General features: G+C 61.6%; 23 protein-coding genes. 13 read left to right on the top strand and 10 right to left on the bottom strand.

Going from position 1 to position 23,485, the window contains the following annotated elements; all coding sequences use genetic code 11:
* Window positions 1–3 precede the first annotated feature (3 nt).
* The 4 genes from moaE to AC1M7R_RS05975 all read left to right on the top strand — a co-directional run bounded on the left by moaE (window position 4) and on the right by AC1M7R_RS05975 (window position 2,717).
* On the top strand, window positions 4–456 hold the full coding sequence (moaE, locus tag AC1M7R_RS05990) for a molybdopterin synthase catalytic subunit MoaE (RefSeq protein WP_072397087.1): 453 nt from the start codon (window positions 4–6) through the stop codon (window positions 454–456).
* Between the two features lie 255 nt (window positions 457–711).
* Window positions 712–1,488 carry an ABC transporter substrate-binding protein gene (locus AC1M7R_RS05985; protein ID WP_072397099.1) on the top strand — a complete coding sequence of 259 codons (777 nt, stop codon included), beginning with the start codon at window positions 712–714 and terminating at the stop codon, window positions 1,486–1,488.
* 93 nt (window positions 1,489–1,581) lie between these two features.
* Complete coding sequence (locus AC1M7R_RS05980; RefSeq protein WP_076405275.1) at window positions 1,582–1,884, top strand: transposase; 303 nt, start codon at window positions 1,582–1,584, stop codon at window positions 1,882–1,884.
* Window positions 1,881–2,717, top strand: a complete 837-nt coding sequence (locus tag AC1M7R_RS05975) for an IS3 family transposase (RefSeq protein ID WP_076405277.1) — start codon at window positions 1,881–1,883, stop codon at window positions 2,715–2,717. The genes AC1M7R_RS05980 and AC1M7R_RS05975 overlap by 4 nt, the downstream gene beginning before the upstream one ends.
* 140 nt (window positions 2,718–2,857) lie before the next feature.
* On the opposite strand, the gene AC1M7R_RS05970 is transcribed toward AC1M7R_RS05975, so the two are convergent.
* The 5 genes from AC1M7R_RS05970 to AC1M7R_RS05950 all read right to left on the bottom strand — a co-directional run bounded on the left by AC1M7R_RS05970 (window position 2,858) and on the right by AC1M7R_RS05950 (window position 8,157).
* Window positions 2,858–3,484: a helix-turn-helix transcriptional regulator gene (locus tag AC1M7R_RS05970; protein WP_072397101.1), complete on the bottom strand. Its 627-nt coding sequence runs from the start codon at window positions 3,482–3,484 to the stop codon at window positions 2,858–2,860.
* Window positions 3,485–3,573: 89 nt separating this feature from the next.
* Window positions 3,574–4,701, bottom strand: coding sequence for an NAD(P)/FAD-dependent oxidoreductase (locus AC1M7R_RS05965; protein ID WP_072397103.1), 1,128 nt, complete (start codon window positions 4,699–4,701; stop codon window positions 3,574–3,576).
* 147 nt (window positions 4,702–4,848) lie between these two features.
* On the bottom strand, window positions 4,849–5,796 hold the full coding sequence (locus AC1M7R_RS05960) for an ornithine cyclodeaminase family protein (protein WP_072397105.1): 948 nt from the start codon (window positions 5,794–5,796) through the stop codon (window positions 4,849–4,851).
* Between the two features lie 141 nt (window positions 5,797–5,937).
* On the bottom strand, window positions 5,938–7,401 hold the full coding sequence (gene rhlB, locus AC1M7R_RS05955; RefSeq protein ID WP_072397134.1) for an ATP-dependent RNA helicase RhlB: 1,464 nt from the start codon (window positions 7,399–7,401) through the stop codon (window positions 5,938–5,940).
* 99 nt (window positions 7,402–7,500) lie between these two features.
* Window positions 7,501–8,157, bottom strand: coding sequence for an alpha/beta hydrolase (locus tag AC1M7R_RS05950; RefSeq protein ID WP_072397136.1), 657 nt, complete (start codon window positions 8,155–8,157; stop codon window positions 7,501–7,503).
* Window positions 8,158–8,629: 472 nt separating this feature from the next.
* On the opposite strand from AC1M7R_RS05950, the gene AC1M7R_RS05945 reads away from it, so the two are divergent.
* From AC1M7R_RS05945 to AC1M7R_RS05910, 8 genes are all read left to right on the top strand, one after another.
* A complete protein-coding gene (locus tag AC1M7R_RS05945) occupies window positions 8,630–9,661 on the top strand; it encodes an amino acid ABC transporter substrate-binding protein (RefSeq protein ID WP_072397138.1) in 1,032 nt (343 codons plus the stop codon).
* Between the two features lie 65 nt (window positions 9,662–9,726).
* Window positions 9,727–10,908 carry an amino acid ABC transporter permease gene (locus tag AC1M7R_RS05940; protein WP_076406317.1) on the top strand — a complete coding sequence of 394 codons (1,182 nt, stop codon included), beginning with the start codon at window positions 9,727–9,729 and terminating at the stop codon, window positions 10,906–10,908.
* 10 nt (window positions 10,909–10,918) lie between these two features.
* Window positions 10,919–12,016 (top strand): amino acid ABC transporter permease, encoded by a 1,098-nt coding sequence (locus AC1M7R_RS05935; RefSeq protein ID WP_072397142.1) that lies wholly within the window; start codon window positions 10,919–10,921, stop codon window positions 12,014–12,016.
* A gap of 10 nt (window positions 12,017–12,026) precedes the next feature.
* A complete protein-coding gene (locus AC1M7R_RS05930) occupies window positions 12,027–12,791 on the top strand; it encodes an amino acid ABC transporter ATP-binding protein (protein ID WP_072397144.1) in 765 nt (254 codons plus the stop codon).
* A 389-nt stretch (window positions 12,792–13,180) separates the two neighbouring features.
* Window positions 13,181–14,485 carry a CynX/NimT family MFS transporter gene (locus AC1M7R_RS05925; protein WP_103894645.1) on the top strand — a complete coding sequence of 435 codons (1,305 nt, stop codon included), beginning with the start codon at window positions 13,181–13,183 and terminating at the stop codon, window positions 14,483–14,485.
* Window positions 14,486–14,572: 87 nt separating this feature from the next.
* On the top strand, window positions 14,573–15,043 hold the full coding sequence (locus AC1M7R_RS05920) for a nuclear transport factor 2 family protein (RefSeq protein WP_490610298.1): 471 nt from the start codon (window positions 14,573–14,575) through the stop codon (window positions 15,041–15,043).
* 39 nt (window positions 15,044–15,082) lie between these two features.
* The gene (locus AC1M7R_RS05915) at window positions 15,083–15,406 is read left to right on the top strand and encodes a GIY-YIG nuclease family protein (protein WP_490610297.1); all 324 of its coding nucleotides are present in this window, start codon (window positions 15,083–15,085) and stop codon (window positions 15,404–15,406) included.
* Between the two features lie 79 nt (window positions 15,407–15,485).
* The gene (locus tag AC1M7R_RS05910; protein WP_490610296.1) at window positions 15,486–16,421 is read left to right on the top strand and encodes a glutathione S-transferase family protein; all 936 of its coding nucleotides are present in this window, start codon (window positions 15,486–15,488) and stop codon (window positions 16,419–16,421) included.
* Window positions 16,422–16,505: 84 nt separating this feature from the next.
* Here AC1M7R_RS05910 and yejK read toward each other — a convergent pair whose 3' ends face one another.
* A complete protein-coding gene (gene yejK / locus AC1M7R_RS05905; protein ID WP_072397154.1) occupies window positions 16,506–17,510 on the bottom strand; it encodes a nucleoid-associated protein YejK in 1,005 nt (334 codons plus the stop codon).
* A 395-nt stretch (window positions 17,511–17,905) separates the two neighbouring features.
* Between yejK and AC1M7R_RS05900 the strand changes: the two genes are divergently transcribed.
* A complete protein-coding gene (locus AC1M7R_RS05900; protein ID WP_072397156.1) occupies window positions 17,906–18,187 on the top strand; it encodes an HU family DNA-binding protein in 282 nt (93 codons plus the stop codon).
* A gap of 130 nt (window positions 18,188–18,317) precedes the next feature.
* Here the strand turns inward: AC1M7R_RS05900 and rlmF are convergent, their stop codons facing one another.
* From rlmF to AC1M7R_RS05880, 4 genes are all read right to left on the bottom strand, one after another.
* Window positions 18,318–19,343 carry a 23S rRNA (adenine(1618)-N(6))-methyltransferase RlmF gene (gene rlmF, locus AC1M7R_RS05895; RefSeq protein ID WP_490610295.1) on the bottom strand — a complete coding sequence of 342 codons (1,026 nt, stop codon included), beginning with the start codon at window positions 19,341–19,343 and terminating at the stop codon, window positions 18,318–18,320.
* Between the two features lie 256 nt (window positions 19,344–19,599).
* Window positions 19,600–22,446 (bottom strand): valine--tRNA ligase, encoded by a 2,847-nt coding sequence (locus AC1M7R_RS05890; protein ID WP_072431576.1) that lies wholly within the window; start codon window positions 22,444–22,446, stop codon window positions 19,600–19,602.
* Between the two features lie 232 nt (window positions 22,447–22,678).
* Window positions 22,679–23,044, bottom strand: coding sequence for a DNA polymerase III subunit chi (locus AC1M7R_RS05885; RefSeq protein WP_072431577.1), 366 nt, complete (start codon window positions 23,042–23,044; stop codon window positions 22,679–22,681).
* A 7-nt stretch (window positions 23,045–23,051) separates the two neighbouring features.
* Window positions 23,052–23,480 carry a DNA polymerase III subunit chi gene (locus tag AC1M7R_RS05880; protein WP_072397162.1) on the bottom strand — a complete coding sequence of 143 codons (429 nt, stop codon included), beginning with the start codon at window positions 23,478–23,480 and terminating at the stop codon, window positions 23,052–23,054.
* Window positions 23,481–23,485: the final 5 nt, after the last annotated feature.

Genomic DNA, 23,485 nt, shown 5'->3' with positions numbered 1-23,485 from the left:
GCCATGGCGATTCGTGTGCAGGTCGATCCGTTCGACCCGGGTACCGAAGTCAACGCGATGCACGCCGCCAATGTCGGTGTGGGGGCGGTGGTGAGTTTCGTCGGCTACGTGCGTGATTTCAATGACGGCCTCGATGTGTCCGGGATGTTCCTTGAGCATTACCCGGGGATGACCGAAAAAGCCCTGGGCAAGATCGCCACCGAAGCCGAGCAGCGCTGGCCGTTGTTGAAGCTCGAAGTGTTGCACCGCATCGGTGCCCTGGAGCCGGGCGAGCCGATTGTCTTCGTCGCGGCCGCCAGCGCCCATCGCCAGGCGGCATTCGACGCTTGCGCCTTTGTCATGGACTACCTCAAGACCCGCGCTCCGTTCTGGAAAAAGGAAAACACCATCGATGGTCCGCGCTGGGTCGAAGGGCGGGACAGTGATCATGCGGCGGCGGATCGCTGGAAGCGGTAAGTCCCCCCTGTAGTTTTTCCGCAGGCCATGAGTCCGTCATCGCGAGCAAGCTCGCTCCCACAGGGGATCCTTGATGCATAAAGATCCCGTGTTGGGGCGAGCTTGCTCGCGATGAGGCCATCAGCCACCCATCCCATTGCCCTGCCTGTCGATTGACGATGTGTACATTAAAGTCCAGTATGGATTTATAAGTATACGTAAAGTCATCGCCTCACCTTTCTCTGCCAAACCAACAACAACCCGCGAGAGAACACCATGAAAAAACTCCCCCTCATCACCGGCCTGGCCTTGGGCCTGTTGGCCTCCAGCAGCCTGTTCGCCGCCGAGAAAACCTTGAGGATCGGTATCGAGGCAGCCTATCCACCGTTTGCATCCAAGACCTCGGAAGGAAAAATCGAAGGTTTCGACTACGACATCGGCAATGCCTTGTGCGCCCAGATGCAGGTCAAGTGCGAGTGGGTCGAGGGGGAGTTCGATGGGCTGATTCCATCGCTGAAGGTGAAGAAGATCGACATGGCCCTTTCTTCCATGACGATTACTGAGGAACGCAAGAAATCGGTGGATTTCACCCACAAGTATTACTTCACCTCATCGCGACTGGTCATGAAGGAAGGCGCGGTGGTCGATGACCAGTACGCCAGCCTCAAGGGCAAGTCCGTGGGTGTGCAACGAGCCACCACCACGGATCGCTACGCCACTGAAGTGCTTGAGCCCAAGGGCGTGACGGTCAAGCGCTACAGCAACAACGAAGAAATCTACATGGACCTGGCGTCAGGTCGTCTGGATGCGATTTTCGCCGACACCATCCCGCTGGAAGACTTCCTGTCGATGCCCCGTGGCAAGGGCTACGCGTTTGTCGGTCCTGAACTCAAGGACCCGAAATACGTCGGTGAAGGCGCCGGCATCGCGGTGCGCAAAGGTAATACCCAACTGGTGGCGGACTTGAACAAGGCCATCGATGGGATTCGGGCCAGTGGGAAATACCAGGAGATCCAGGCCAGGTATTTCAAGTCGGATATCTACGGCGACTGATTGATCGCTATCGCGAGCAGGCTGAACTGGCCTAATGATTTTGGACACTTCAATCGGGCGCTATGATGGCGCTCAAATCTGAGGTGTTTGGCTATGCGTAAATCTTATTCCAGGGAATTCAAGCTCAAGGCTGCCAGCTTGGTGCTGGACGAGGGCCAGTCGGTCCCAGAGGTCTGTGCCAGTTTGGATATTGGCCCAACGGCCTTGCGCCGTTGGGTCGATCAGGTGCGTCAAGAACGCTTGGGCTCAACCCCGCAAGGGGCCAAGGCGATTACCGCCGATCAGCGAGAGATTCAGCAGCTCAAAGCGTTGCTCAGGCAAAAAGACCTGGACATTGAAATCCTAAAAAAGGCCAGTGCTCTCCTGCTTTTGGACTCCAAAGATCATTCTCGTTGATCGATGAGCTGGACGAGCAGTACGGCGTTAACAATTGCTGTCGGGCGTTTGGAGTCAACCGCAGCAGCTTTTACGCTTGGCGGCAGCGCCAAGGCAAGGTGAAGCCTGAGCGGGAGAAACTTAAAGCCGTGCTGGTCGAGCATCACAAGGAATCCAGAGCATCCGCGGGGGCTCGCACCCTTTCCAAGGAGCTGCAAGCAAAGGGGCATCGTGTCGGGCGACATATGGCTCGCAGTTTGATGCGTGAAGCCGGTGTTGCGAGTCGGCAGCGTCGACGGCACAAGTACAAATCTTCCGGTGTGGAAGCCCTGGTGACGCCGCACCTGCTCAAACGCAAGTTTGATGTCACGGCGATCAACCAGGTGTGGTGTGGCGATGTGACGTACATCAAGGTCGGCAATCGGTGGCTGTATTTTGCGGCTGTTCTGGATTTGTACGCTCGCCGGATCGTGGGCTGGTCTTTCTCGTTGATTTCTGACGCCGCGCTGACTTGCGAGGCACTGCGGATGGCGGTCGAGTTGCGAGGCCGCCCAAAGGGAGTGCTGTTTCATTCTGATCAAGGCTGCCAGTACACCAGCCATAAATTCAGGAATGAAATAAATAGGCACGGGCTTGTGCACAGCATGAGTCGTAAAGGTGAATGCTGGGACAACGCCCCAATGGAGCGTTTTTTTGGAAGCTTGAAGTCGGAGTGGGTGCCAGAGAATGGTTACAACTCGGAGCACGAAGCTCGTGTGGATATACAACGTTATGTGATGCGTTACAACAACGTCAGGCTCCATAGCTACAACGACTACCGGTCGCCGGTAGCTATGGAGAAACTGGCGGCGTGAAACCTTAACTGGTGTCCAGAATTACTTGACCAGTTCAAGCTCGCTCCCACAGGGGATTTGGGTCGTACCCGATCAGTACGATGAGATCGAATGTGGGAGCGAGCCTGCCCGCGAAGGCGCCAGGCCAAGCTATACGAATCCTACCCCTTCAACTCCTTCAAATGCTTGTACACCGTCGCCCGCCCCATGTTCAGCACATTGGCCACATAGTTGGAGGCGCTCTTGCCCTTGAAAGCGCCTTCGGCGTGCAGGGCCAGCACCAACTCGCGTTTGTGATCGCGGGTAAGCAGGTTCAGGCTCAGCTGACGTTCACGCATCCAGGCATGCAGGAAGGTGTTGATACGCTCCTGCCAGTCATCGCGAAACAGTGAATCCGGCTGCGGGATCAGCTTGCCCGGCGACAGGAACAGGTCCAGCGCGGCCTTGGCATTTTCCAGCAGTGAAATATTCAGGTTGATGCACAGCACCGCCAAGGGCTGGCCGTTCGCATCGCGCAGCACGCTGCTGAGGCTGCGAATCTTCTGGCCGTCCCAGTTGAGCTTTTCGTAAGGCCCGATGTTACGTTCGCTGACCCCTTCGCTGAGCATGTCTTCCAGGGACGAGTCATCGCCAATCACGCGCTTGGACAGGTTATTGGCGATGTAATCGACTTTCTGTGTGCGCAGGTCGTGCAGCACCACTTCGGCGTGGGGGTAGAACAGCGTGGCGATGGCATCGGCGATGATGTGGAAGTTATCCAGCGCCGGATCGGTTTGCGGGGCGTTCATGACAAGGGCTCCAGGCAGCGTCAGCGCCCCGTGAAGCGGGGGCGCTGGGAGTTTGCCGCAATCGTGGCGATGCGTCACTCGCAGGACGATCAACCCAGGCGCGAGGGCGACAGCATTTCGCTGCTCAGGCCGAAGCGGACCAGGGCCTCGGGCAGCGGTTCGCCGCGAACCAGCGCCGCACTGGCCTGGCCCATGGCCGGGGAAGTCTGGATGCCATAGCCGCCCTGTGCCGCGACCCAGAACAGGCCTGGCACCTGTGGATCGAAGCCGCAGAGCAGATCCCCATCGCGCACGAAACTGCGCAGCCCGGCCCAGGTCCGGGTCGGGCGGCGAATGGTCAGGGTCGTGGCTTGTTCGATCTGGTAGATGCCCATGGCGATGTCCAGTTCTTCGGGCTGGACGTCATGAGGCTCCACCGGATCGGCATTGGCTGGGGAGCCGAGGAACATGCCGGCGTCGGGCTTCATGTAGAAGGACTCGTCGAGGCTCACCAGCATGGGCCAGTCATGGATGTCCACGCCGTCGGGGCCGGCGAAGATGAAAGCCGCGCGCCGCTTGGGCTGCAGGCCCAGCGCCCGGGCGCCGGCCAGTTGTGCCACCTGGTCGGCCCAGGCCCCGGCGGCGTTGATCAGGACCTGTGCGGTAAAGGTCTGGCCGGTGGTCTTGACCTGCCACAGGCCCTGGGCATCGCGGCTCACTTGCAGCACTTCGCTGTCGGTGTGCACTTCACCGCCGCCGCGGCGGATCCCTCGCAGGTAGCCCTGGTGCAAGGCATCGGTGTCGATGTCGGCGGCCGTGGGATCGTAGATGGCGCCATGCACGTTTTCTCGCCGCAGTATCGGCAGCCGCACACAGGCCTCTTCGGCGCTGAGCAGTTGCATCTGCGGCACCGTGGCCTTGGCGCTGAGGTATTGATTGTTCAGCTCGGCGGGATCGCCGGTGAAGTCCACGGTCATTTCACCGCGCGGGCTGAGCAGGGGGTGTTCGCAGAAACCGGGCGGCGGTGCGTCGAAGAAATCACGGCTGGCCTGGGTCAGCGCACGTACCTGGGGTGTGCCGTAGGCGGCGGTGTACAGGGCCGCCGAGCGTCCGGTGGAATGGTAGGCCGGGTGGGATTCGCGTTCGAGCACGATGACCCGCCCGTGGGGAGCCAGCCAGTACCCGGTGGAAGCCCCGGCAATGCCGCCGCCGATGATGATGAAGTCTGCTGAGGTCATGAAGCTCTCCAGTGGAGCACGGTGCTGGGAGTTTAGAAATAACCGTGGGGGCGAGCTTGCTCGCGATGCGGCCTGACAGTCGACATTACTGGTGACTGAACCACCGCTATCGCGCGCAAGCTCGTTCCCCCAAGGGAATGTGGTATGTCAGTTGTGAAGTCGGTAAAGCGCATTCGCCAATGCAATATCTTCCAGGCCCAGGCCGATGGAACGGAAGAACACATGGCGTTGATAGTCCGGGCGGGCGACCTGTCCACTGAGCAACCCGGGCAAGTCGCCAACGATGCTCGACGTCTGCCAACCGTGCTGTTCGCCAGCGATCAGCATTTCACCGGCCGAGCCCGGGGTGGTCTGACGATAGTCGCAGAACACGTCCATGTCGTTGAGGCTCTGCGGCGGCACTTCGTGGGCGCGCGGGGCGTTGGTGCTGATGGAGGTGATCAATGCCGGTTTGCCCAAGGTCTGCGGGTCGAACACAGCTTTGGCGGACGAAGTGCAGAGCATCACCACGTCGGCGTCGAGCAGCGCCGTTTCAAGGCTGTCGGCAATTTCCAGGCGAGGGTCCAGCCCGGTGATCGAGGCCACGGCCTGCGCTGTCTTGTGCTTCAGGCCCGGCGAGTAGAGGCGGATGCCTTGCCAGTCCCGCAGCCCCTTGACGTACTGCACGTGGGCTCGGGCCACCGCGCCGCTGCCGATGACCGCGAGGCGCCGGGACTGGAGCGGGGCGAGGGCATCGACAGCGACGGCCGTGGTAGCGGCGGTGCGGGCGGTCGTCAGCTCGGCGGCATCACATAGCAACAGCGGCTGGCCGGTCCGCATCGACATCAACAAGGTCCAGGCGGTCACCAACGGGCCCTGTTCGCGCACGATATAGGGCGAGGTCTTGATCCCGTAGACCTGGTCTTCAGCCAGGACGCCCAGGTAGTTGATGAAATCCCCGGCGCCCTGGGGGAACTCCACGAGTTGCTGGGCCGGTTGCACGGCTTGCCCGGCGGCGAGATCGCGGAACAGCTTGCGCAGGATGTGCGGCACGTCGATGCGCTGGAGCAGTTCGACGGCTTCGGCCTGGGTCATCACATAGGGCGTGCTGGGCATCGGGGCTCCGGGATCTTAAACTATTTTGTCCATTATGGACTTTTAGTTTATGCAGGCAATATCCCCGAGACAAAAAAAGCGCAGCCTCGATGGCTGCGCTGTTTCGTTACCGTACTGCGTTCCTGCGTTCGGTTCAGGCCGTTACGGACGCTTGCGCTCAACCGGGCGCAGCAGGTGGGTCGGTGGCATCTCGCAACTGATCTTGCGACCCAGCAGCGCCTCGATGGACGGCAACTGATAGGAGTCGTCCTCACCGGCGAAGCTGATGGACACGCCTTCGGCACCCGCGCGCCCGGTACGGCCGATCCGGTGCACGTAGTCGTCCGGCACTTCCGGCAGGGTGAAGTTGATCACGTGGCTGATGCCGTCGATGTGGATGCCGCGCCCGGCCACGTCGGTGGCCACCAGCACACGGATCTTGCCTTCGCGGAAACCTTCCAGCGTCTTGATGCGCTTGTGCTGGGGCACGTCGCCCGAGAGCTGGGCGGCGTTGACGCCATCGCGCACCAGGCGCTCCTCGATGCGCCGCACTTCGTCCTTGCGGTTGGCGAAAACCATCACCCGCTCCCAACCGTTGTCGTTGATCAGGTTGTAGAGCAGCTTGTATTTGTCGGCGCCGGCCACGGCATAGATATGCTGTTCGACGTTTTCGCTGGCGACGTTCTCGGCTTCGATCTCGACGATGGCCGGGTCGGTGGTCCATTGCTTGGCCAGGTTCATCACGTCGTCGGTGAAGGTGGCGGAGAACAGCAGGGTCTGGCGTTCGCTTTTCGGCGGGGTCTGGCGAATGATCTGGCGAACCTGGGGAATGAAGCCCATGTCGAGCATGCGGTCGGCTTCGTCCAGCACCATCACTTCGACCATGTCCAGGTGCACGTCGCCACGCTGGTTGAAATCCAGCAGCCGGCCTGGCGTCGCGACCAGGATGTCGCAGTGGCGGGCTTCGAGGTGCTTGAGCTGTTTGTCGAAGTCCATGCCGCCGACGAATGTCATGACATTCAGGCCGGTGTACTTGGTCAGGTCCGCGGCGTCCTTGGCGATCTGTACCACCAACTCACGGGTCGGCGCGATGATCAGCGCCCGTGGTTCGCCCATATAGCGTTCTTTGGGCGGCGGGGTCTGGAGCAGCTGGGTGATGATGGAAATCAGGAACGCGGCGGTCTTGCCGGTACCGGTCTGGGCGCGGCCGATGGCGTCCTTGCCGGCGAGGGTGTAACCCAGCACCTGGGCCTGGATCGGCGTGCAGTACGGAAAACCCAGGTCCTGGATGGCGTGCATCAGCTCCGGGGCGAGCTTGAAGTCATGGAAGCGGGTCTTGCCTTCCTGGGGTTCGACGACGAAGTCCTCGAGTTTCCAGGCGACGGCCGGCGGCTTGGGTGCGCGTTCCCGGCGTGGCTTCGGGGATTCGCTGCGTGGCTTGTGCGGCGCTTGCGGGGGGACAGGCTGGGCCGCGGGCTCCTTCGCCTCTGCAACAGGCGCGGGGCGGCGCGATTGCTGCGGCGCTTCGGTACGGCTCGGGCCGTGTACGGGAGCGCTGGCGCCAGGCGCGAGTTGCTCGGCCTCGCTTTTACCGAACATCTTCTTGAGTGCTTTGAGCACGGTCATCTCATCGATTGGTTAAGGAATGTACGCCGGCCAGTGTAATGCAAGAAACGGGCGCGGCGTAGTGGGATTGTCACGGGGGCTGATGTGGCGATCTGCCTCTTAACGCAACCGCTCGGCGAGCCAGGTGCCGATGTCGCGAATCTCCTCGGGTAACACTTCGTGGCCCATTGGGTATTCCTGCCATGTCACGGTGACACCATGGTGCTTCAGATACTCCTTGGCGGTCCGCCCCATGGGATTGAGCACCACTTCGTCATATTGGCCGTGCAGTGCCAGGACCGGGATGCGTTGCTGGCTGGCCGACAGTTGCAGGTCGTCGCTGAACGTCGGTGCGTAGGTCGAGAGCGCGATCACGCCACCCAGCGGCCCCTGCCATTTCACGAAGGCGGTGTGATACACGACCGCGCCGCCCTGGGAAAAACCCGCCAGGAAAATCCGCGAGGCGTCTATTCCGCCGGCTCGCTGGCTAGCCATCAGGTCGAGGACTCGCTGCGCCGAGGCTTCCAGCTGCTGCTCGTCGATGGCACGTGCCGGGCTCAGGGCGCGGATGTCGTACCAGCTGGGCATCGCATAGCCGCCGTTGATCGTTACTGGCTGGGTCGGCGCCTGGGGCAGAACGAAACGTGTCGTGTGCAGGCTTTGCTGCAGCATCTCGGCGACCGGCATGAAATCATAACGATCGGCGCCCAGGCCGTGGAGCCAGATAACGCACGCGTCGGCGGTGCGGCTGGGCTCGAGAATCAGGGGGTCGGTCATGGTGTGCTCCAAATCTGTGCGGGTGCGCCCAATCAGTGCGTGATTACGGTGCGCGCCTGGTTCCTCAGTTAATTAGATGTCGCAAACTTGCAACTTTTTGTCTTGACGTGTCTCGCAAGGGCCAAGCGTAGCGGTCTGGTACGGGCTTTGCTATGGGGTTGCTGAGTGATGATTCTTACGCTGCGCGGTAACACTATCAGCTCGACGCGACGCTTGGGATATCAGAAATCCGGTGATGGATGTTCGCCAATAGCCGCTACGGGCTTCGCGAACGTGAAGGGCTACAGCCCGTTCGGCCGATTGGTGAGAAGTGAGTATGGCCCACCGACTGTGGACGTTCTCATTAATAGACTCATAGCGAAGGTCCAGACGTCGGTTGACCCTAAAAAAAGCCAACGAGGGTCGGCAATGCCCCAAAAGGGTGCGATAGGACTCGAGCTCCGACACAACAAGAGCAAAACTGGAGGTTTGAATGAAATTACTGAAATCCACCCTGGCAGTCGTGACTGCAGCCGCAGTGCTCGGTGTCAGCGGGTTCGCTCAGGCGGGTGCAACCCTGGATGCCGTGCAGAAGAAAGGCTTTGTACAATGCGGCGTGAGCGACGGCCTTCCGGGTTTCTCGGTGCCTGATTCCACCGGCAAGATCGTCGGCATTGACGCTGACTTCTGCCGTGCCGTAGCCGCCGCGGTATTCGGCGACGCCACCAAGGTCAAGTTCAGCCAGTTGAACGCCAAGGAGCGTTTCACCGCTCTGCAATCCGGCGAAATCGACGTACTGTCGCGCAACTCCACCATGACCAGCTCCCGTGACGCGGGCATGGGCCTGAAATTCCCGGGCTTCATTACCTATTACGACGGCATCGGCTTCCTGGCCAACAACAAGCTGGGCGTCAAGAGCGCCAAGGAACTGGACGGCGCGACCATCTGCATCCAGGCCGGTACCACCACCGAGCTGAACGTGTCCGACTACTTCCGCGCCAATGGCCTGAAGTACACCCCGATCACCTTCGACACCTCCGATGAAAGCGCCAAGTCGCTGGAATCCGGTCGTTGCGACGTGCTGACCTCCGACAAGTCCCAACTGTTCGCCCAGCGCAGCAAGCTGGCCGCGCCGAAGGACTACGTGGTCCTGCCGGAAACCATTTCCAAGGAACCACTGGGCCCGGTCGTGCGTAACGGCGACGACGAGTGGCTGGCCATCGTACGTTGGACTGGCTACGCCCTGCTCAACGCGGAAGAGGCCGGCGTCACCTCGAAAAACGTCGAGGCTGAAGCCAAGTCCACCAAGAACCCTGACGTCGCTCGGATGCTGGGCGCCGACGGTGAATACGGCAAGGATCTGAAACTGCCGAAAGACTGGGTGGTGCAAATCGTCAAGCAGGTCGGTAACTACGGCGAAATGTTCGAGCGCAACCTGGGCAAGAGCACTCCGCTGGAAATCGACCGCGGCCTGAACGCTCTGTGGAACGCTGGCGGCATCCAATACGCACCACCAGTGCGCTGATGGTTCTATCACCCGGTGGGCCAACCACCGGGTGATGTTCTGTTCCATTCTTTGCGGGGCACTTCATGCAAAATTCAATCGGCGCACCTAAGCAGAGGCTCAGCCTCAGCGATCCACGAGTGCGTGCGTGGGTATTTCAGATCGTCACGATCGTGGCGGTCGTTTCTCTGGGCTGGTATCTGTTCGATAACACGCAGACCAACCTCGAGCACCGGGGTATCACCTCCGGTTTCAGCTTTCTGGAGCGCAGTGCCGGGTTCGGCATCGCCCAACACCTGATCGATTACACCGAGGCGGACAGCTATGCCCGCGTCTTTGTCATCGGGTTGCTCAACACTTTGCTGGTGACGTTCATCGGCGTGATCCTGGCGACCATCCTGGGCTTCATCGTCGGCGTGGCGCGGCTGTCGCCCAACTGGATCATTGCCAAGCTGGCGACGGTCTACGTGGAGGTTTTCCGTAACATCCCGCCGCTGCTGCAGATCCTGTTCTGGTATTTCGCGGTGTTCCTGAGCATGCCGGGACCGCGCGCCGCCCATAACTTCGGCGATACCTTCTTCGTCAGCAGCCGGGGCCTGAACATGCCGGCCGCGCTGGTGGCCGAAGGGTTCTGGCCGTTCGTGATCAGCATCGTGCTGGCCATCGTCGCCATTGTGCTGATGTCTCGCTGGGCCACCAAGCGTTTCGAAGCCACTGGCGAGCCGTTCCACAAGTTCTGGGTCGGCCTGGCATTGTTCCTGGTGATCCCGGCTTTGAGCGCGCTGCTGTTCGGTGCGCCGGTGCACTGGGAAATGCCGGAACTCAAGGGCTTCAACTTCGTGGGCGGCTGGGTGCTGATCCCCGAACTGCTGGCCTTGACCCTGGCCTTGACCGTGTACACCGCGGCGTTCATCGCCGAGATCGTGCGTTCGGGCATCAAGTCGGTGAGCCACGGCCAGACCGAAGCCGCCCGCTCCCTGGGGCTGCGCAACGGTCCGACCCTGCGCAAGGTCATCATCCCGCAGGCGCTGCGCGTGATCATTCCGCCGCTGACCAGCCAATACCTGAACCTGGCGAAGAACTCTTCCCTGGCGGCCGGTATCGGTTATCCGGAAATGGTTTCGCTGTTTGCCGGTACGGTGTTGAATCAGACCGGCCAGGCCATCGAGGTGATCGCGATCACCATGAGCGTGTACCTGGCGATCAGTATCAGCATTTCCCTGCTGATGAACTGGTACAACAAGCGCATTGCGCTGATCGAGCGGTGAGGAAACGCGCATGACGACTCATACTTTCAAACCTGACATGCCGCCGCCGGCCAGCAGTATCGGCGTGGTGGCGTGGATGCGCGCCAACATGTTCTCCAGCTGGCTCAATACGCTGTTGACGCTGTTCGCGTTCTACCTGATCTACCTGATCGTGCCGCCCCTGGTGCAATGGGCGATCCTGGATGCCAACTGGGTCGGCACCACTCGCGCCGACTGCACCAAGGAAGGCGCCTGCTGGGTCTTCATCCAGCAGCGCTTCGGGCAGTTCATGTACGGCTACTACCCGGCGGACCTGCGTTGGCGCGTGGACCTCACCGTATGGCTGGCCGTGATCGGCGTGGCCCCGCTGTTCATCTCGCGCTTCCCGCGCAAGGCGATCTACGGCCTGAGCTTTTTGGTGCTGTACCCGATCACCGCCTGGTGCCTGCTGCACGGCGGCGTGTTCGGCCTGGACACCGTGGCGACCAGCCAATGGGGCGGCCTGATGCTGACCCTGGTGATCGCCACCGTCGGTATCGTCGGCGCCTTGCCGCTGGGGATCGTCCTGGCGCTGGGGCGTCGCTCGAACCTGCCGGCGATCCGCGTGGTCTGCGTGACGTTCATCGAGTTCTGGCGTGGCGTGCCGCTGATCACGGTGCTGTTCATGTCCTCGGTGATGCTGCCCTTGTTCCTGCCCGAAGGCATGAACTTCGACAAGCTGTTGCGGGCCCTGATCGGGGTGATCCTGTTCCAGTCGGCCTACATCGCCGAAGTGGTGCGTGGCGGCCTGCAAGCGATTCCCAAGGGACAGTACGAAGCGGCCGCGGCAATGGGCCTGGGCTACTGGCGCAGCATGGGCCTGGTGATCTTGCCGCAAGCCCTGAAGCTGGTGATTCCCGGCATCGTCAACACCTTCATCGCGCTGTTCAAGGACACGAGCCTGGTGATCATCATCGGCCTGTTCGACCTGCTCAACAGCGTGAAACAAGCTGCCGCCGACCCGAAATGGCTGGGCATGGCCACCGAAGGCTATGTGTTCGCCGCCCTGGTGTTCTGGATTTTCTGTTTTGGTATGTCGCGCTATTCCATGCATTTGGAACGCAAGCTCGACACAGGCCACAAGCGTTAGGAGTTAAGTGATGAGCGAAGCGATCAAACAGCCTGTGGGCCCTGAGGGCATTATTCAGATGCAGGGTGTAAACAAGTGGTACGGCCAGTTCCACGTGTTGAAAGACATCAACCTGAACGTCAAGCAGGGCGAGCGTATCGTCCTGTGCGGCCCATCGGGCTCGGGCAAGTCCACCACCATCCGCTGCCTCAACCGTCTGGAAGAGCACCAGCAGGGCCGCATCGTGGTCGACGGGGTGGAGCTGACCAACGACCTGAAGCAGATCGAAGCGATCCGCCGCGAAGTCGGCATGGTGTTCCAGCACTTCAACCTGTTCCCGCACCTGACCATCCTGCAGAACTGCACCCTGGCACCGATGTGGGTGCGCAAGATGCCCAAGCGCAAGGCCGAGGAAATCGCCATGCATTACCTGGAACGCGTGCGTATTCCAGAGCAGGCGCACAAGTACCCGGGCCAGCTTTCCGGTGGACAGCAGCAGCGTGTGGCCATCGCCCGTGCCTTGTGCATGAAGCCGAAAATCATGCTGTTCGACGAACCTACTTCGGCACTCGATCCCGAGATGGTGAAAGAGGTCCTGGACACCATGATCGGCCTGGCTGAAGACGGCATGACCATGCTCTGCGTGACCCACGAAATGGGCTTTGCCCGCACCGTGGCCAACCGCGTGATCTTCATGGACAAGGGCGAGATCGTCGAGCAGGCCGCGCCGAACGACTTCTTCGACAACCCGCAGAACGACCGCACCAAGCTGTTCCTGAGCCAGATCCTGCACTGATCCGGCCTTAGGCTTCGAAATAGACCCGGACTTGTCCGGGTCTGTTTTTTTCTGCGGTTGCAGCCCAGTGCCGCAGCGGGTCGGCAGGACCGCCTTGGGATCCGGCCGCTTGTCCTCCTCGACGAAGCTGACTAACATGTCAGGAAATTCGCCCCGCGACAGATGGACTGCCAGCGCAGTGGCCGTTGTTTTTTCAACTGATCGGGCCAGTACGCCGCCGATGACCTGACCTTCGCGCTGCAACCTCAGTGCCGTTTTCCTCCTCTACATGTATCCGTGCTGCGCGCTGAAGTTCCTCGGCCGTCGAACAACAGGATCCGCAACAGGCCAGGGCCGTTGCCATCCATTGCTCAATGAATCTTGACCAGAATCCTGAACCAGAGCTTTCCATGTCCCGTGATCCGTTTGACCGTACCCCCTCGACGACACCCAGGCGCGCCGCCGAACTCGAAGAATTGCTGATCGACGCCGAGGCCGACGACGAACAGGCCCGGCAGGTCCAGCCACGGGTGCGTCGGCCCTGGTTGCTGTTGCTCGGATTGATCCTGGTGGCGCTGAACCTGCGTCCGGCATTGTCGAGCATGGCGCCGCTGCTCAGCGACGTGTCCAGGAGCCTTGGCCTGTCGGCCGCCCAGGCAGGTCTGCTGACCACGCTGCCGGTACTTTGCCTTGGCCTGTTCGCGCCGCTGGCGCCGGTGCTGGCCCGGCGCTTCGGTGCCGAACGCGTGGTGCTGGGGATCCTGCTGGTCCTGGCCGGCGGGATCGTCTTGCGCAGTTCGCTGGGGCAGGTCGGGCTCTTTGCCGGCAGCATCCTGGCCGGTGCCAGCATCGGCGTGATCGGCGTGTTGTTGCCGGGGATCGTCAAGCGCGACTTCGCCAGGCAGGCCGGGGCCATGACCGGTGTCTACACCATGGCGTTGTGCCTGGGCGCGGCAATGGCTGCCGGGGCGACCGTGCCGCTGAGCGAGCAGTTGAACCACAGTTGGGCCATGGGGCTGGGTTTCTGGATGCTGCCGGCGCTGCTGGCCGCGCTGTTCTGGCTGCCCCAAGTGGGCCAGAAACACGGAGCCCATCAAGTGGCGTATCGGGTTCGCGGTTTGCTGCGTGATCCGCTGGCCTGGCAGGTGACCTTGTACATGGGGCTGCAATCGTCCCTGGCCTATATCGTGTTCGGCTGGCTGCCGTCGATCCTTATCGGCCGTGGCCTGACGCCGACCCAGGCCGGGCTGGTGCTGTCCGGTTCGGTCATCGTCCAGCTGATCAGCTCGCTGGCCGCGCCCTGGCTGGCGACCCGCGGCAAGGACCAGCGGCTGGCCATCGTGCTCGTCATGGTCATGACCCTTGGCGGCCTGTTCGGTTGCCTCTACGCGCCTATCGAAGGCCTGTGGGGCTGGGCGATCCTGCTGGGGTTGGGGCAGGGCGCGACGTTCAGCCTGGCGCTGACCTTGATCGTGCTGCGTTCGCGGGACGCCCATGTGGCTGCGAATCTTTCCGGCATGGCCCAGGGCTTCGGCTATACGCTGGCATCGCTGGGGCCGTTCGCCGTGGGCGTGGTGCACGACTGGACGGGGGGCTGGCAAGCCCTGGGCTGGATTTTCGGCCTGATCGGCCTGGGAGCCATCATCGCCGGCATCGGCGCAGGCCGAGCGTTGTATGTCGGGGTCAGCAGCGAGAAAGTCACCGACCTTCGCTGAAGCCATTTTCATGGCGAATGACGATAGTGTTCCGCACGACGACGGATTATTGTGCCGGCTCTACTGAAACGTTTTCGGAGCCTGTCCATGAGTGATGCCCACAACGCCCTGATCACCCGGTTCTACCAGGCCTTCCAGCGCCTGGACGCCGAGGCCATGAGCGCCTGCTATACCGAAGACGTGGTATTCAGCGACCCGGCCTTCGGTGAGTTGCGCGGGCGTGATGCGGGCGATATGTGGCGCATGCTCACCACCCGCGCCAAGGATTTCTCCCTGACCTTCGACAGCGTGTGCAGCGATGAGCGTTCCGGCGGTGCCCATTGGGTGGCGACTTACCTGTTCAGCCAGACCGGCAACACCGTGGTCAATGATATCCAGGCGCGCTTCGTATTCCGTGACGGCAAGATCTGCGAGCACCATGACAACTTCGATCTGTGGCGATGGTCCCGGCAGGCGCTGGGCACCAAGGGGTTGTTGCTGGGCTGGACGCCGCTGGTGCGCAACGCCGTCAGGGCCCAGGCCCTCAAGGGGCTGCGGGCATTCCAGGGCAGTCGCTGATAAGATCGCGGCTTGTTTCCTTCGTCCGTTGAACATGCCGTGACCACCGCCAACCTATCTGCCGATCCGCCTGTGCACGCCGCGAGCGAACCGCCCAAGCCCTGGTTCGTCTACTTGGTGCGGGCCGCCAACGGCTCGCTGTACTGCGGCATCAGCGATGACCCGGTGCGGCGTTTCGCCAAGCATCAAAGCGGCAAGGGCGCACGCTTCTTCCTTTCCAGCCCGGCGGTGGCGCTGGTGTACACCGAAGCTTGCCGCGACAAGGGCGAAGCCCTGCGCCAGGAACGGCTGATCAAGAAGCTGCGCAAAAGCGCCAAGGAATGCCTGGTGGCGAGTGCAGCGCGGTCTCATCAGCCAGACTGATAGGCCCTCATCAGCAGGGTAGGCCTGCCTTCCATGGCACGCTAAGCTGCGCAGCTTCCTCCCTGCAGTGGCGAATCTCATGTCAGAGCTGATTCTTCATCATTACCCGACATCTCCCTTTGCGGAAAAGGCCCGTCTGTTGCTGGGTTTCAAGGGGCTGTCCTGGCGTTCGGTAGGCATCCCAACGATGATGCCAAAACCCGACCTTACGGCCCTGACCGGCGGCTACCGCAAGACACCGGTGCTGCAGATCGGTGCGGATATCTACTGCGATACGGCGTTGATGGCACGTCGGCTGGAGCAGGAAAAGGCCTCCCCGGCGCTGTTTCCCGAAGGCAAGGAAATGATCGCCGCGTCCTTTGCGGCGTGGGCCGATTCGGTGGTGTTCCAGCACGCGGTAAGCCTGGTGTTTCAGCCGGAATCGGTGGCGGTGCGTTTCGCCAAGCTACCGCCCGAGGCGATCAAGGCTTTCATCGCCGATCGCGCCGGGCTGTTCAGTGGCGGCACGGCCACGCGCCTGGCGGCCGAGCAGGCCAAGCATCAATGGCCGACGATCATGGCTCGGCTCGAACAGCAGTTGCAGCGAGAAGAGGGGGATTTCCTCCTGGGAGAGCCATCCATCGCCGACTTCGCCATGGCTCATCCGCTGTGGTTCCTCAAGGGAACGCCGGTGACTTCGCCGTTGGTGGATGCTTACCCGGCGGTCTCGGCCTGGCTAGGGCGGGTGCTGGGGTTCGGCCATGGTGCGTCGAGCGAGATGAGTGCCCAGGAGGCGCTGGACATCGCCCGCGACTCGACACCGGCGGCGTTGCCGGACGAGGCGTTCGATGAGCCGAACGGCTTCAAGATGGGCCAGCGAGTCACGATTGCGGCCACCGACTACGGCGTCGATCCGGTGGTTGGGGAGTTGCTGTTCGCTGGCAGCGAGGAGCTGATACTGCGCCGCGAGGATGAACGTTGCTCAGTGGTACATGTGCACTTTCCGCGGTTCGGGTTCCGCATCGGCGCGCAATGAGCCGACCTCATGGCGAACAGGTTCGCTCCCGCGCGGGTCGATGGCATGGGCCGGTCCCTTGAACCGCGTGGGAGCGCTTGGACTTCAGGTGCGGCGTTTCAACTGATCGGTCAGCGACGTGGGCAACCCCTTGATGATCAGTGTGCCGGCTTCTTCGTCATACTCGATCTTGGAGCCCAGCAGGTGCGCTTCGAAGCTGATGGACAAGCCTTCGGCCCGGCCGGTGAAGCGCCGGAACTGGTTGAGGGTACGTTTATCCGCCGGGATTTCCGGTGACAGGCCGTAGTCCTTGTTGCGGATATGATCGTAGAAGGCTTTCGGGCGATCCTCGTCGATCAGCTCGGACAGCTCTTCCAGGCCCATGGGTTCGCCGAGCTTGGCCTGGCTGCTGGCGTAATCCACCAGGGTCTTGGTCTTTTCCCGGGCATCGTCTTCAGGCAGGTCTTCACTTTCGACGAAGTCGCTGAAGGCCTTGAGCAGGGTGCGGGTCTCGCCGGGGCCATCGACGCCCTCCTGGCAGCCGATGAAGTCGCGGAAGTACTCCGAGACCTTCTTGCCGTTCTTGCCCTTGATGAAGGAAATGTACTGCCGGGATTGCTTGTTGTTCTGCCACTCCGACACGTTGATCCGCGCCGCCAGGTGCAATTGGCCCAGGTCCAGGTGACGGGATGGCGTGACGTCCAGTTCATCGGTGACCGCAACGCCTTCGCTGTGGTGCAGCAGGGCGATTGCCAGGTAGTCGGTCATGCCCTGTTGGTAATGGGCGAACAAGACGTGGCCGCCCACCGACAGGTTGGACTCCTCCATCAGCTTCTGCAGGTGCTCCACCGCCACGCGACTGAACGCGGTGAAATCCTTGCCGCCGTCCAGGTACTCCTTCAGCCAGCCGCTGAAAGGATGGGCGCCGGATTCGGCATGGAAGAACCCCCAGGCCTTGCCTTGCTTGGCGTTGTAGCTCTCGTTGAGGTCGGCAAGCATGTTCTCGATGGCCGTGGACTCTGCCAGCTCGGAGTCTCGGGCGTGGAGCACTGCGGGGGTGCCGTCGGGTTTTTTGTCGATCAGGTGGACAATGCAATGACGGATCGGCATGGGCTTCTCGGCTGTTGAAAAGAGGGGAGGGCGTGCTCCCCGAAAAAGCCGCAGTGTACCGCAACCATTGGTTTTGGCGTGCTGTGAAGGTCCTTTCAGACCCATCCGACACGCCATATGCATTTTTTTACCGATTTAGCTCAATAAAGCTGACCAAATGGGTAGCTAAAGGCGGATATTTCAGAGGCGTTGTGCTAGTTTTGCCCGGTCTTACGCGAAGGCACTGCGTTAAGCGTGCATTCAGCATTTGTCAGGTCGAACCAAACCCGGATTTCGGCATCTATTACCCCGACCCGTCGTGGTAATGATCGAGGGCGCCTGATCCGAGAAATCGGGCTCGATGGCTGACATTGCACTCTGCAATCCATATGAATTTGATAGGGAAGGAACACTACATGGCTCTTACTAAAGACCAACTGATCGCTGACGTTGCTGAAGCTATCGACGCGCCGAAAACCACCGCGCGTAATGCTCTGGACCAGTTGGCCCAAATCGTTGCCGACCAACTGGAAAACGGCAGCGAAATCACCTTGCCAGGTATCGGCAAGCTGAAAGTCACCGAGCGTCCTGCCCGTACTGGCCGCAACCCTTCGACTGGCGCCGCCATCGAAATCGCTGCCAAGAAAGTCGTCAAGTTCGTTCCAGCCAAAGTGCTGACCGACGGCATCAACAAGTAAGATCGAGCTTGAAAAAAAACCGTGCCGCGGAGCGATCCGGGCACGGTTTTTTGTTGCCTTGGATAAAGTGGCCTGTGGCGGGGGATGCATCTGCGCTGGGGCGTGCAACGCTCCCGGAGACTGGGCCGATTCAGCCCTTGCGGGCCCAGTGCGCCTGACGCCAGGCTTGTTGCTGGGCTTCGGTGTGGAAGGTCCAGGCCACGAAGCGGCTCTGTTTCTGCCCCTGGGACATCTCCACCACCTGGCTGTGGACCGCGCCGGCCTTGTTCAGCGCGGACTGAATCGCCGGCAGGTTCGAGGCCTTCGACACCAGGGTACTGAACCACAAAACCTGCGAGGCCACTTGCACGCTTTCGCCGATCAGTTGCGTCACGAAGCGCGCCTCCCCCCCTTCGCACCACAGTTCCGCGGCCTGGCCGCCGAAATTCAGCACCGGCAGCTTGCGTTTCGGATCGGCCTTGCCCAAGGCGCGCCATTTGCGCTGGCTGCCCCGGGTGGCTTCTTCCAGGGACGCATGGAAGGGCGGGTTGCACATGGTCAGGTCGAACCGCTCGGCATCGTCCAGCAGCCCCAGGAGGATCTGTTTGGGATTGGCTTGCTGGCGCAACTGGATCGCCTTGTTCAAGCCATTGGACTGGATGATGGCCTTGGCCGAGGCGAGGGCGGTCGGGTCGATGTCCGAGCCCAGGAAATGCCAGCGATAATCGCTATGGCCGATCAGCGGATACACGCAGTTGGCGCCGGTGCCAATGTCCAGCACTTTCACTGCCGCACCCCGTGGAATCTCACCGTCGTTGTGGCTGGCCAGCAGATCGGCCAGGAAGTGCACATAGTCCGCGCGACCTGGTACCGGAGGGCACAGGTAGTCCGCCGGAATGTCCCAGTGGGCGATACCATAGAAGGCCTTGAGCAGCGCCCGGTTGAAGACTCGCACGGCCTCTGGGCTGGCGAAATCGATGCTTTCCTTGCCATACGGGTTGATGATCACGAACCTGGCCAGTTCCGGCGTGCTCTTGATCAGCGCCGGGAAGTCGTAGCGGCCCTGGTGGCGATTGCGCGGGTGCAGGCTGGCCTTCTCCCGTGGCGCCACGGGCTTGGCCTGCGGGGCAGTCTTGGGCTTTGGACGGGCGGGTTTGGATGTGCAAGGGGCGGTCATGGGCGGGTCGGTTCGGGGATGGCTCATAAAGTGACGGGCATTGTCCCACATCCAGCCTGATCTTGATGACGGTACCGTTCAAATGCGGACGTGAGCTTGTTCGCGATGGCGGCGCACCATCCAGCATTGATGCAGGCTGATCCACCGCTATCGCGATCAAACGCGCTCCCACAGGAAGTGTTCAGCCTGAGCAAGAACGTGCCAGGCAGAAAAAAGGAGGCCACCAGGGCCTCCTTCTTCAGTGGACGAATCACCCTTACAAACTGGCAATCCGCGCGTGCTGCTCGGCCAGCTTGCCCAAGGCCTGTTCAGCCTCGGCCAGTTTGGCCCGCTCCTTCTCGATGACCTCGGCCGGAGCCTTGTCGACGAAGCCTGCGTTGGACAGTTTGCCACCCACTCGCTGCACTTCGCCCTTCAGGCGCAGGATTTCCTTGTCCAGGCGCGCCAGCTCCGCCGCCTTGTCGATCAGGCCGGCCATCGGTACCAGCACTTCCATCTCGCCGACCAGGGCGGTGGCGGACAGTGGCGCTTCTTCACCGGCGGCCAGCACCGTTACCGATTCCAGCTTCGCCAGCTTCCTGAGCAGCGCTTCGTTCGCTTCGAGGCGGCGCAGATCTTCGGCGTTGGCGTTTTTCAGGAACAGCGTCAGCGGCTTGCCCGGACCGATGTTCATTTCGGCACGAATGTTACGCAGGCCCAGCATGAAGGTCTTGAGCCATTCGATGTCGTCTTCGGCGGCCGGATCGATACGGGTTTCGTTGGCCACCGGCCATGGCTGCAGCATGATCGTCTTGCCTTGGATGCCTGCCAGCGGTGCGACGCGCTGCCAGATTTCCTCGGTGATGAACGGCATGAACGGATGGGCCAGGCGCAGGGCCACCTCCAGTACGCGCACCAGGGTGCGACGGGTGCCGCGCTGGCGTTCGACCGGTGCGTTCTCGTCCCACAGTACTGGCTTGGACAGTTCCAGGTACCAGTCGCAATACTGGTTCCAGATGAACTCGTACAAGGCTTGCGCGGCCAGGTCGAAGCGGAACTGGTCCAGCTGGCGGGTCACTTCGGCTTCGGTGCGCTGCAGTTGGGAGATGATCCAGCGATCCGCCAGGGTCAGCTCGTAGGCTTCGCCGTTCTGGCCGCAGTCTTCACCCTTGTCCAGCACGTAGCGCGCGGCGTTCCAGATCTTGTTGCAGAAGTTGCGGTAGCCCTCGACGCGGCCCATGTCGAACTTGATGTCGCGACCGGTGGACGCCAGCGAGCAGAAGGTGAAGCGCAGGGCGTCGGTGCCGTAGCTGGCGATGCCCTCGGCGAACTCCTCGCGGGTGGCTTTTTCGATCTTCTTCGCCAGTTTCGGTTGCATCAGGCCCGAGGTGCGCTTCTGCACCAGGGTTTCCAGGTCGATGCCGTCAATGATGTCCAGCGGGTCCAGGACGTTGCCCTTGGACTTGGACATCTTCTGGCCCTGGCCGTCGCGCACCAGGCCATGGACATAGACGGTCTTGAACGGCACTTGCGGGGTGCCATCCTCGTTCTTCACCAGGTGCATGGTCAGCATGATCATCCGGGCGACCCAGAAGAAAATGATGTCGAAGCCGGTGACCAGCACGTCCGTGGAGTGGAATGTCTTGAGGAATTCAGTCTGCTGCGGCCAGCCCAGGGTGGAGAACGTCCACAGGCCCGAGCTGAACCAGGTATCGAGGACGTCGTTGTCCTGTTGCAGCGCCACGTCCGGGCCAAGGTTGTGCTTGGCGCGGACTTCGGCTTCATCGCGACCGACGTAGACCTTGCCCGACTCGTCGTACCAGGCCGGGATGCGATGGCCCCACCACAACTGGCGACTGATGCACCAATCCTGGATGTCGCGCATCCACGAGAAGTACATGTTCTCGTACTGCTTGGGCACGAACTGGATGCGGCCATCTTCCACGGCGGCGATGGCCGGCTCGGCCAGGGGCTTGGTGGAGACGTACCACTGGTCGGTCAGCCATGGCTCGATGATGGTGCCGGAGCGGTCGCCTTTCGGCACTTTCAGGGCATGGTCGTCGACGCTGACCAGCAGGCCGGCGGCATCGAATGCGGCAACGATCTGCTTGCGCGCCTCGAAGCGGTCCAGGCCGGCGTATTCGGCCGGGATCTTGCCGTCGATGCTTTCGTTCAGCGTGCCGTCGAGGTTGAACACCTGGGCCGCCGGCAGGACGCTGGCGTTCTTGTCGAAGATGTTCAGCAGCGGCAGGTTGTGGCGCTTGCCGACTTCATAGTCGTTGAAGTCGTGGGCTGGCGTGATCTTCACGCAGCCGGTGCCGAATTCCGGGTCGCAGTAGTCATCGGCGATGATCGGGATGCGCCGGCCCACCAGGGGCAGCTCGACGAACTTGCCGATCAGGGCCTGGTAGCGCTCGTCGTTCGGATTCACTGCCACGGCGGCATCGCCCAGCATGGTTTCCGGACGCGTGGTGGCGACGATCAGGTAGTCCTTGCCTTCGGCCGTGGTAGCGCCGTCGGCCAACGGGTATTTCAGGTTCCACAGGAACCCCTTCTCGTCGTGGTTTTCCACCTCGAGGTCGGAAATGGCGGTGTGCAGCTTGGTGTCCCAGTTGACCAGGCGCTTGCCGCGGTAGATCAGCCCGTCTTCGTGCAGGCGCACGAAGGCTTCCTTGACTGCTTCCGAGAGGCCGTCGTCCATGGTGAAACGCTCGCGGCTCCAGTCCACGGACGAGCCCAGGCGGCGGATCTGACGGCTGATATTGCCGCCAGACTCGGCTTTCCATTCCCAGACTTTTTCGAGGAATTTTTCGCGGCCCAGGTCATGACGACTCTGGCCCTGGGCTTCGAGGCGGCGCTCCACCAGCATCTGTGTGGCGATACCGGCGTGGTCTGTGCCTGGTTGCCACAGGGTGTTGCGGCCTTGCATGCGGCGGAAACGGATCAGGGCGTCCATGATCGCGTTGTTGAAACCGTGGCCCATGTGCAGGCTGCCGGTGACGTTCGGCGGCGGAATCATGATGGTGTAGGAATCGCCCGCGCCTTGCGGAGCGAAATAATTCTCGGACTCCCAGGTGTTGTACCAGGAAGTTTCAATGGCGTGCGGCTGGTAGGTCTTATCCATGCGCGGCGGGACCCTATTGGCATTTATTCAGGAAAAGCCGGGAAGTATAGCGGGAGGGGCTGGTGCAAGCCACAAGCTGCGAGCGAGAAGCCGGATGGGGGGAGCGCAGTTGAACCTGTGGGAGCGAGCTTGCTCGCGACGGGGAGCACATTCGATACCCATGCAGGCTGAACCAGCGCTATCGCGAGCAAGCCCGCTCCCACAGAAAGTGCCATCGCTCAGGCGTCGGCTGTTACTCGTACTGGCTCAGCAGCCGCTCCATCCGGGCATCCAGTCGACGCTTGATCTCGGTCTCGATGTGCGGCGCGAAGTCGTCGATGACGTCTTGCATGATCAGTTGCGCGGCCGCGCGCAATTCCCTGTCCAGGTGCAGCAGGGCGTCAGGGCCTTTAGGCTCGGGCTGGGGAGCCGGGCTGGGTTCGGGCTGACCGTTGATCGGCTCGAACAGCAAGGGGATCTGTTCCTCATGGACCGGCGGATGCTCCACCGTTTCGGTCAGCAACGGTGGCTGCAAGTTGTCGTCGCCGAGCAACTGGCGGATCGACTCCAGGTCGTCCAGCAGGTGAGGAGGCTTTTGCGGTGTCTTTGGAGTATCCATCGTAGGCTCAGAGTCGCTGTAAACGGTGGTCTTGCAGAGGATAGCCCTGTTCGCGGTAGAAACGGAAACTCTCCCGCGCGGCTTGCCGGATGGCCGGGTCTTCCACCACCACCTCCGCCACGCGGGCGAAGCGTTGGGCAAAGGCCGGTACTTTCAGGTCAAGGTTGACCAGCAGGTCCTGGTGCTGGCCGCAGTCATCCCCCAGTCCAAGCACGATCAGGCCTTGCGGCTCGCTTTCGGCCAGGCTGTGGGGCACGAAGCTCTCGCCCTTGAAGGACCATAGACGTGCGTCCAGCGCTTCGCGCTGGGCGGCATCGCTGCAATGCAGGTAGATGCGGTGGCCCATGCGCCAGGCCTTTTCGGTGAGCTTGCAGGCAAAATCCAGCCGTGCCGCCGGATCGGCGCTGGGCAGGATGTAGAAATCGACTTTGGTCATTGCGG

It is taken from the genome of Pseudomonas sp. MS01C9, assembly GCF_058202755.1.
The sequence above is the reverse complement of the archived record's forward strand: the minus strand, read 5'-3'. Positions and strand labels throughout refer to the sequence as shown.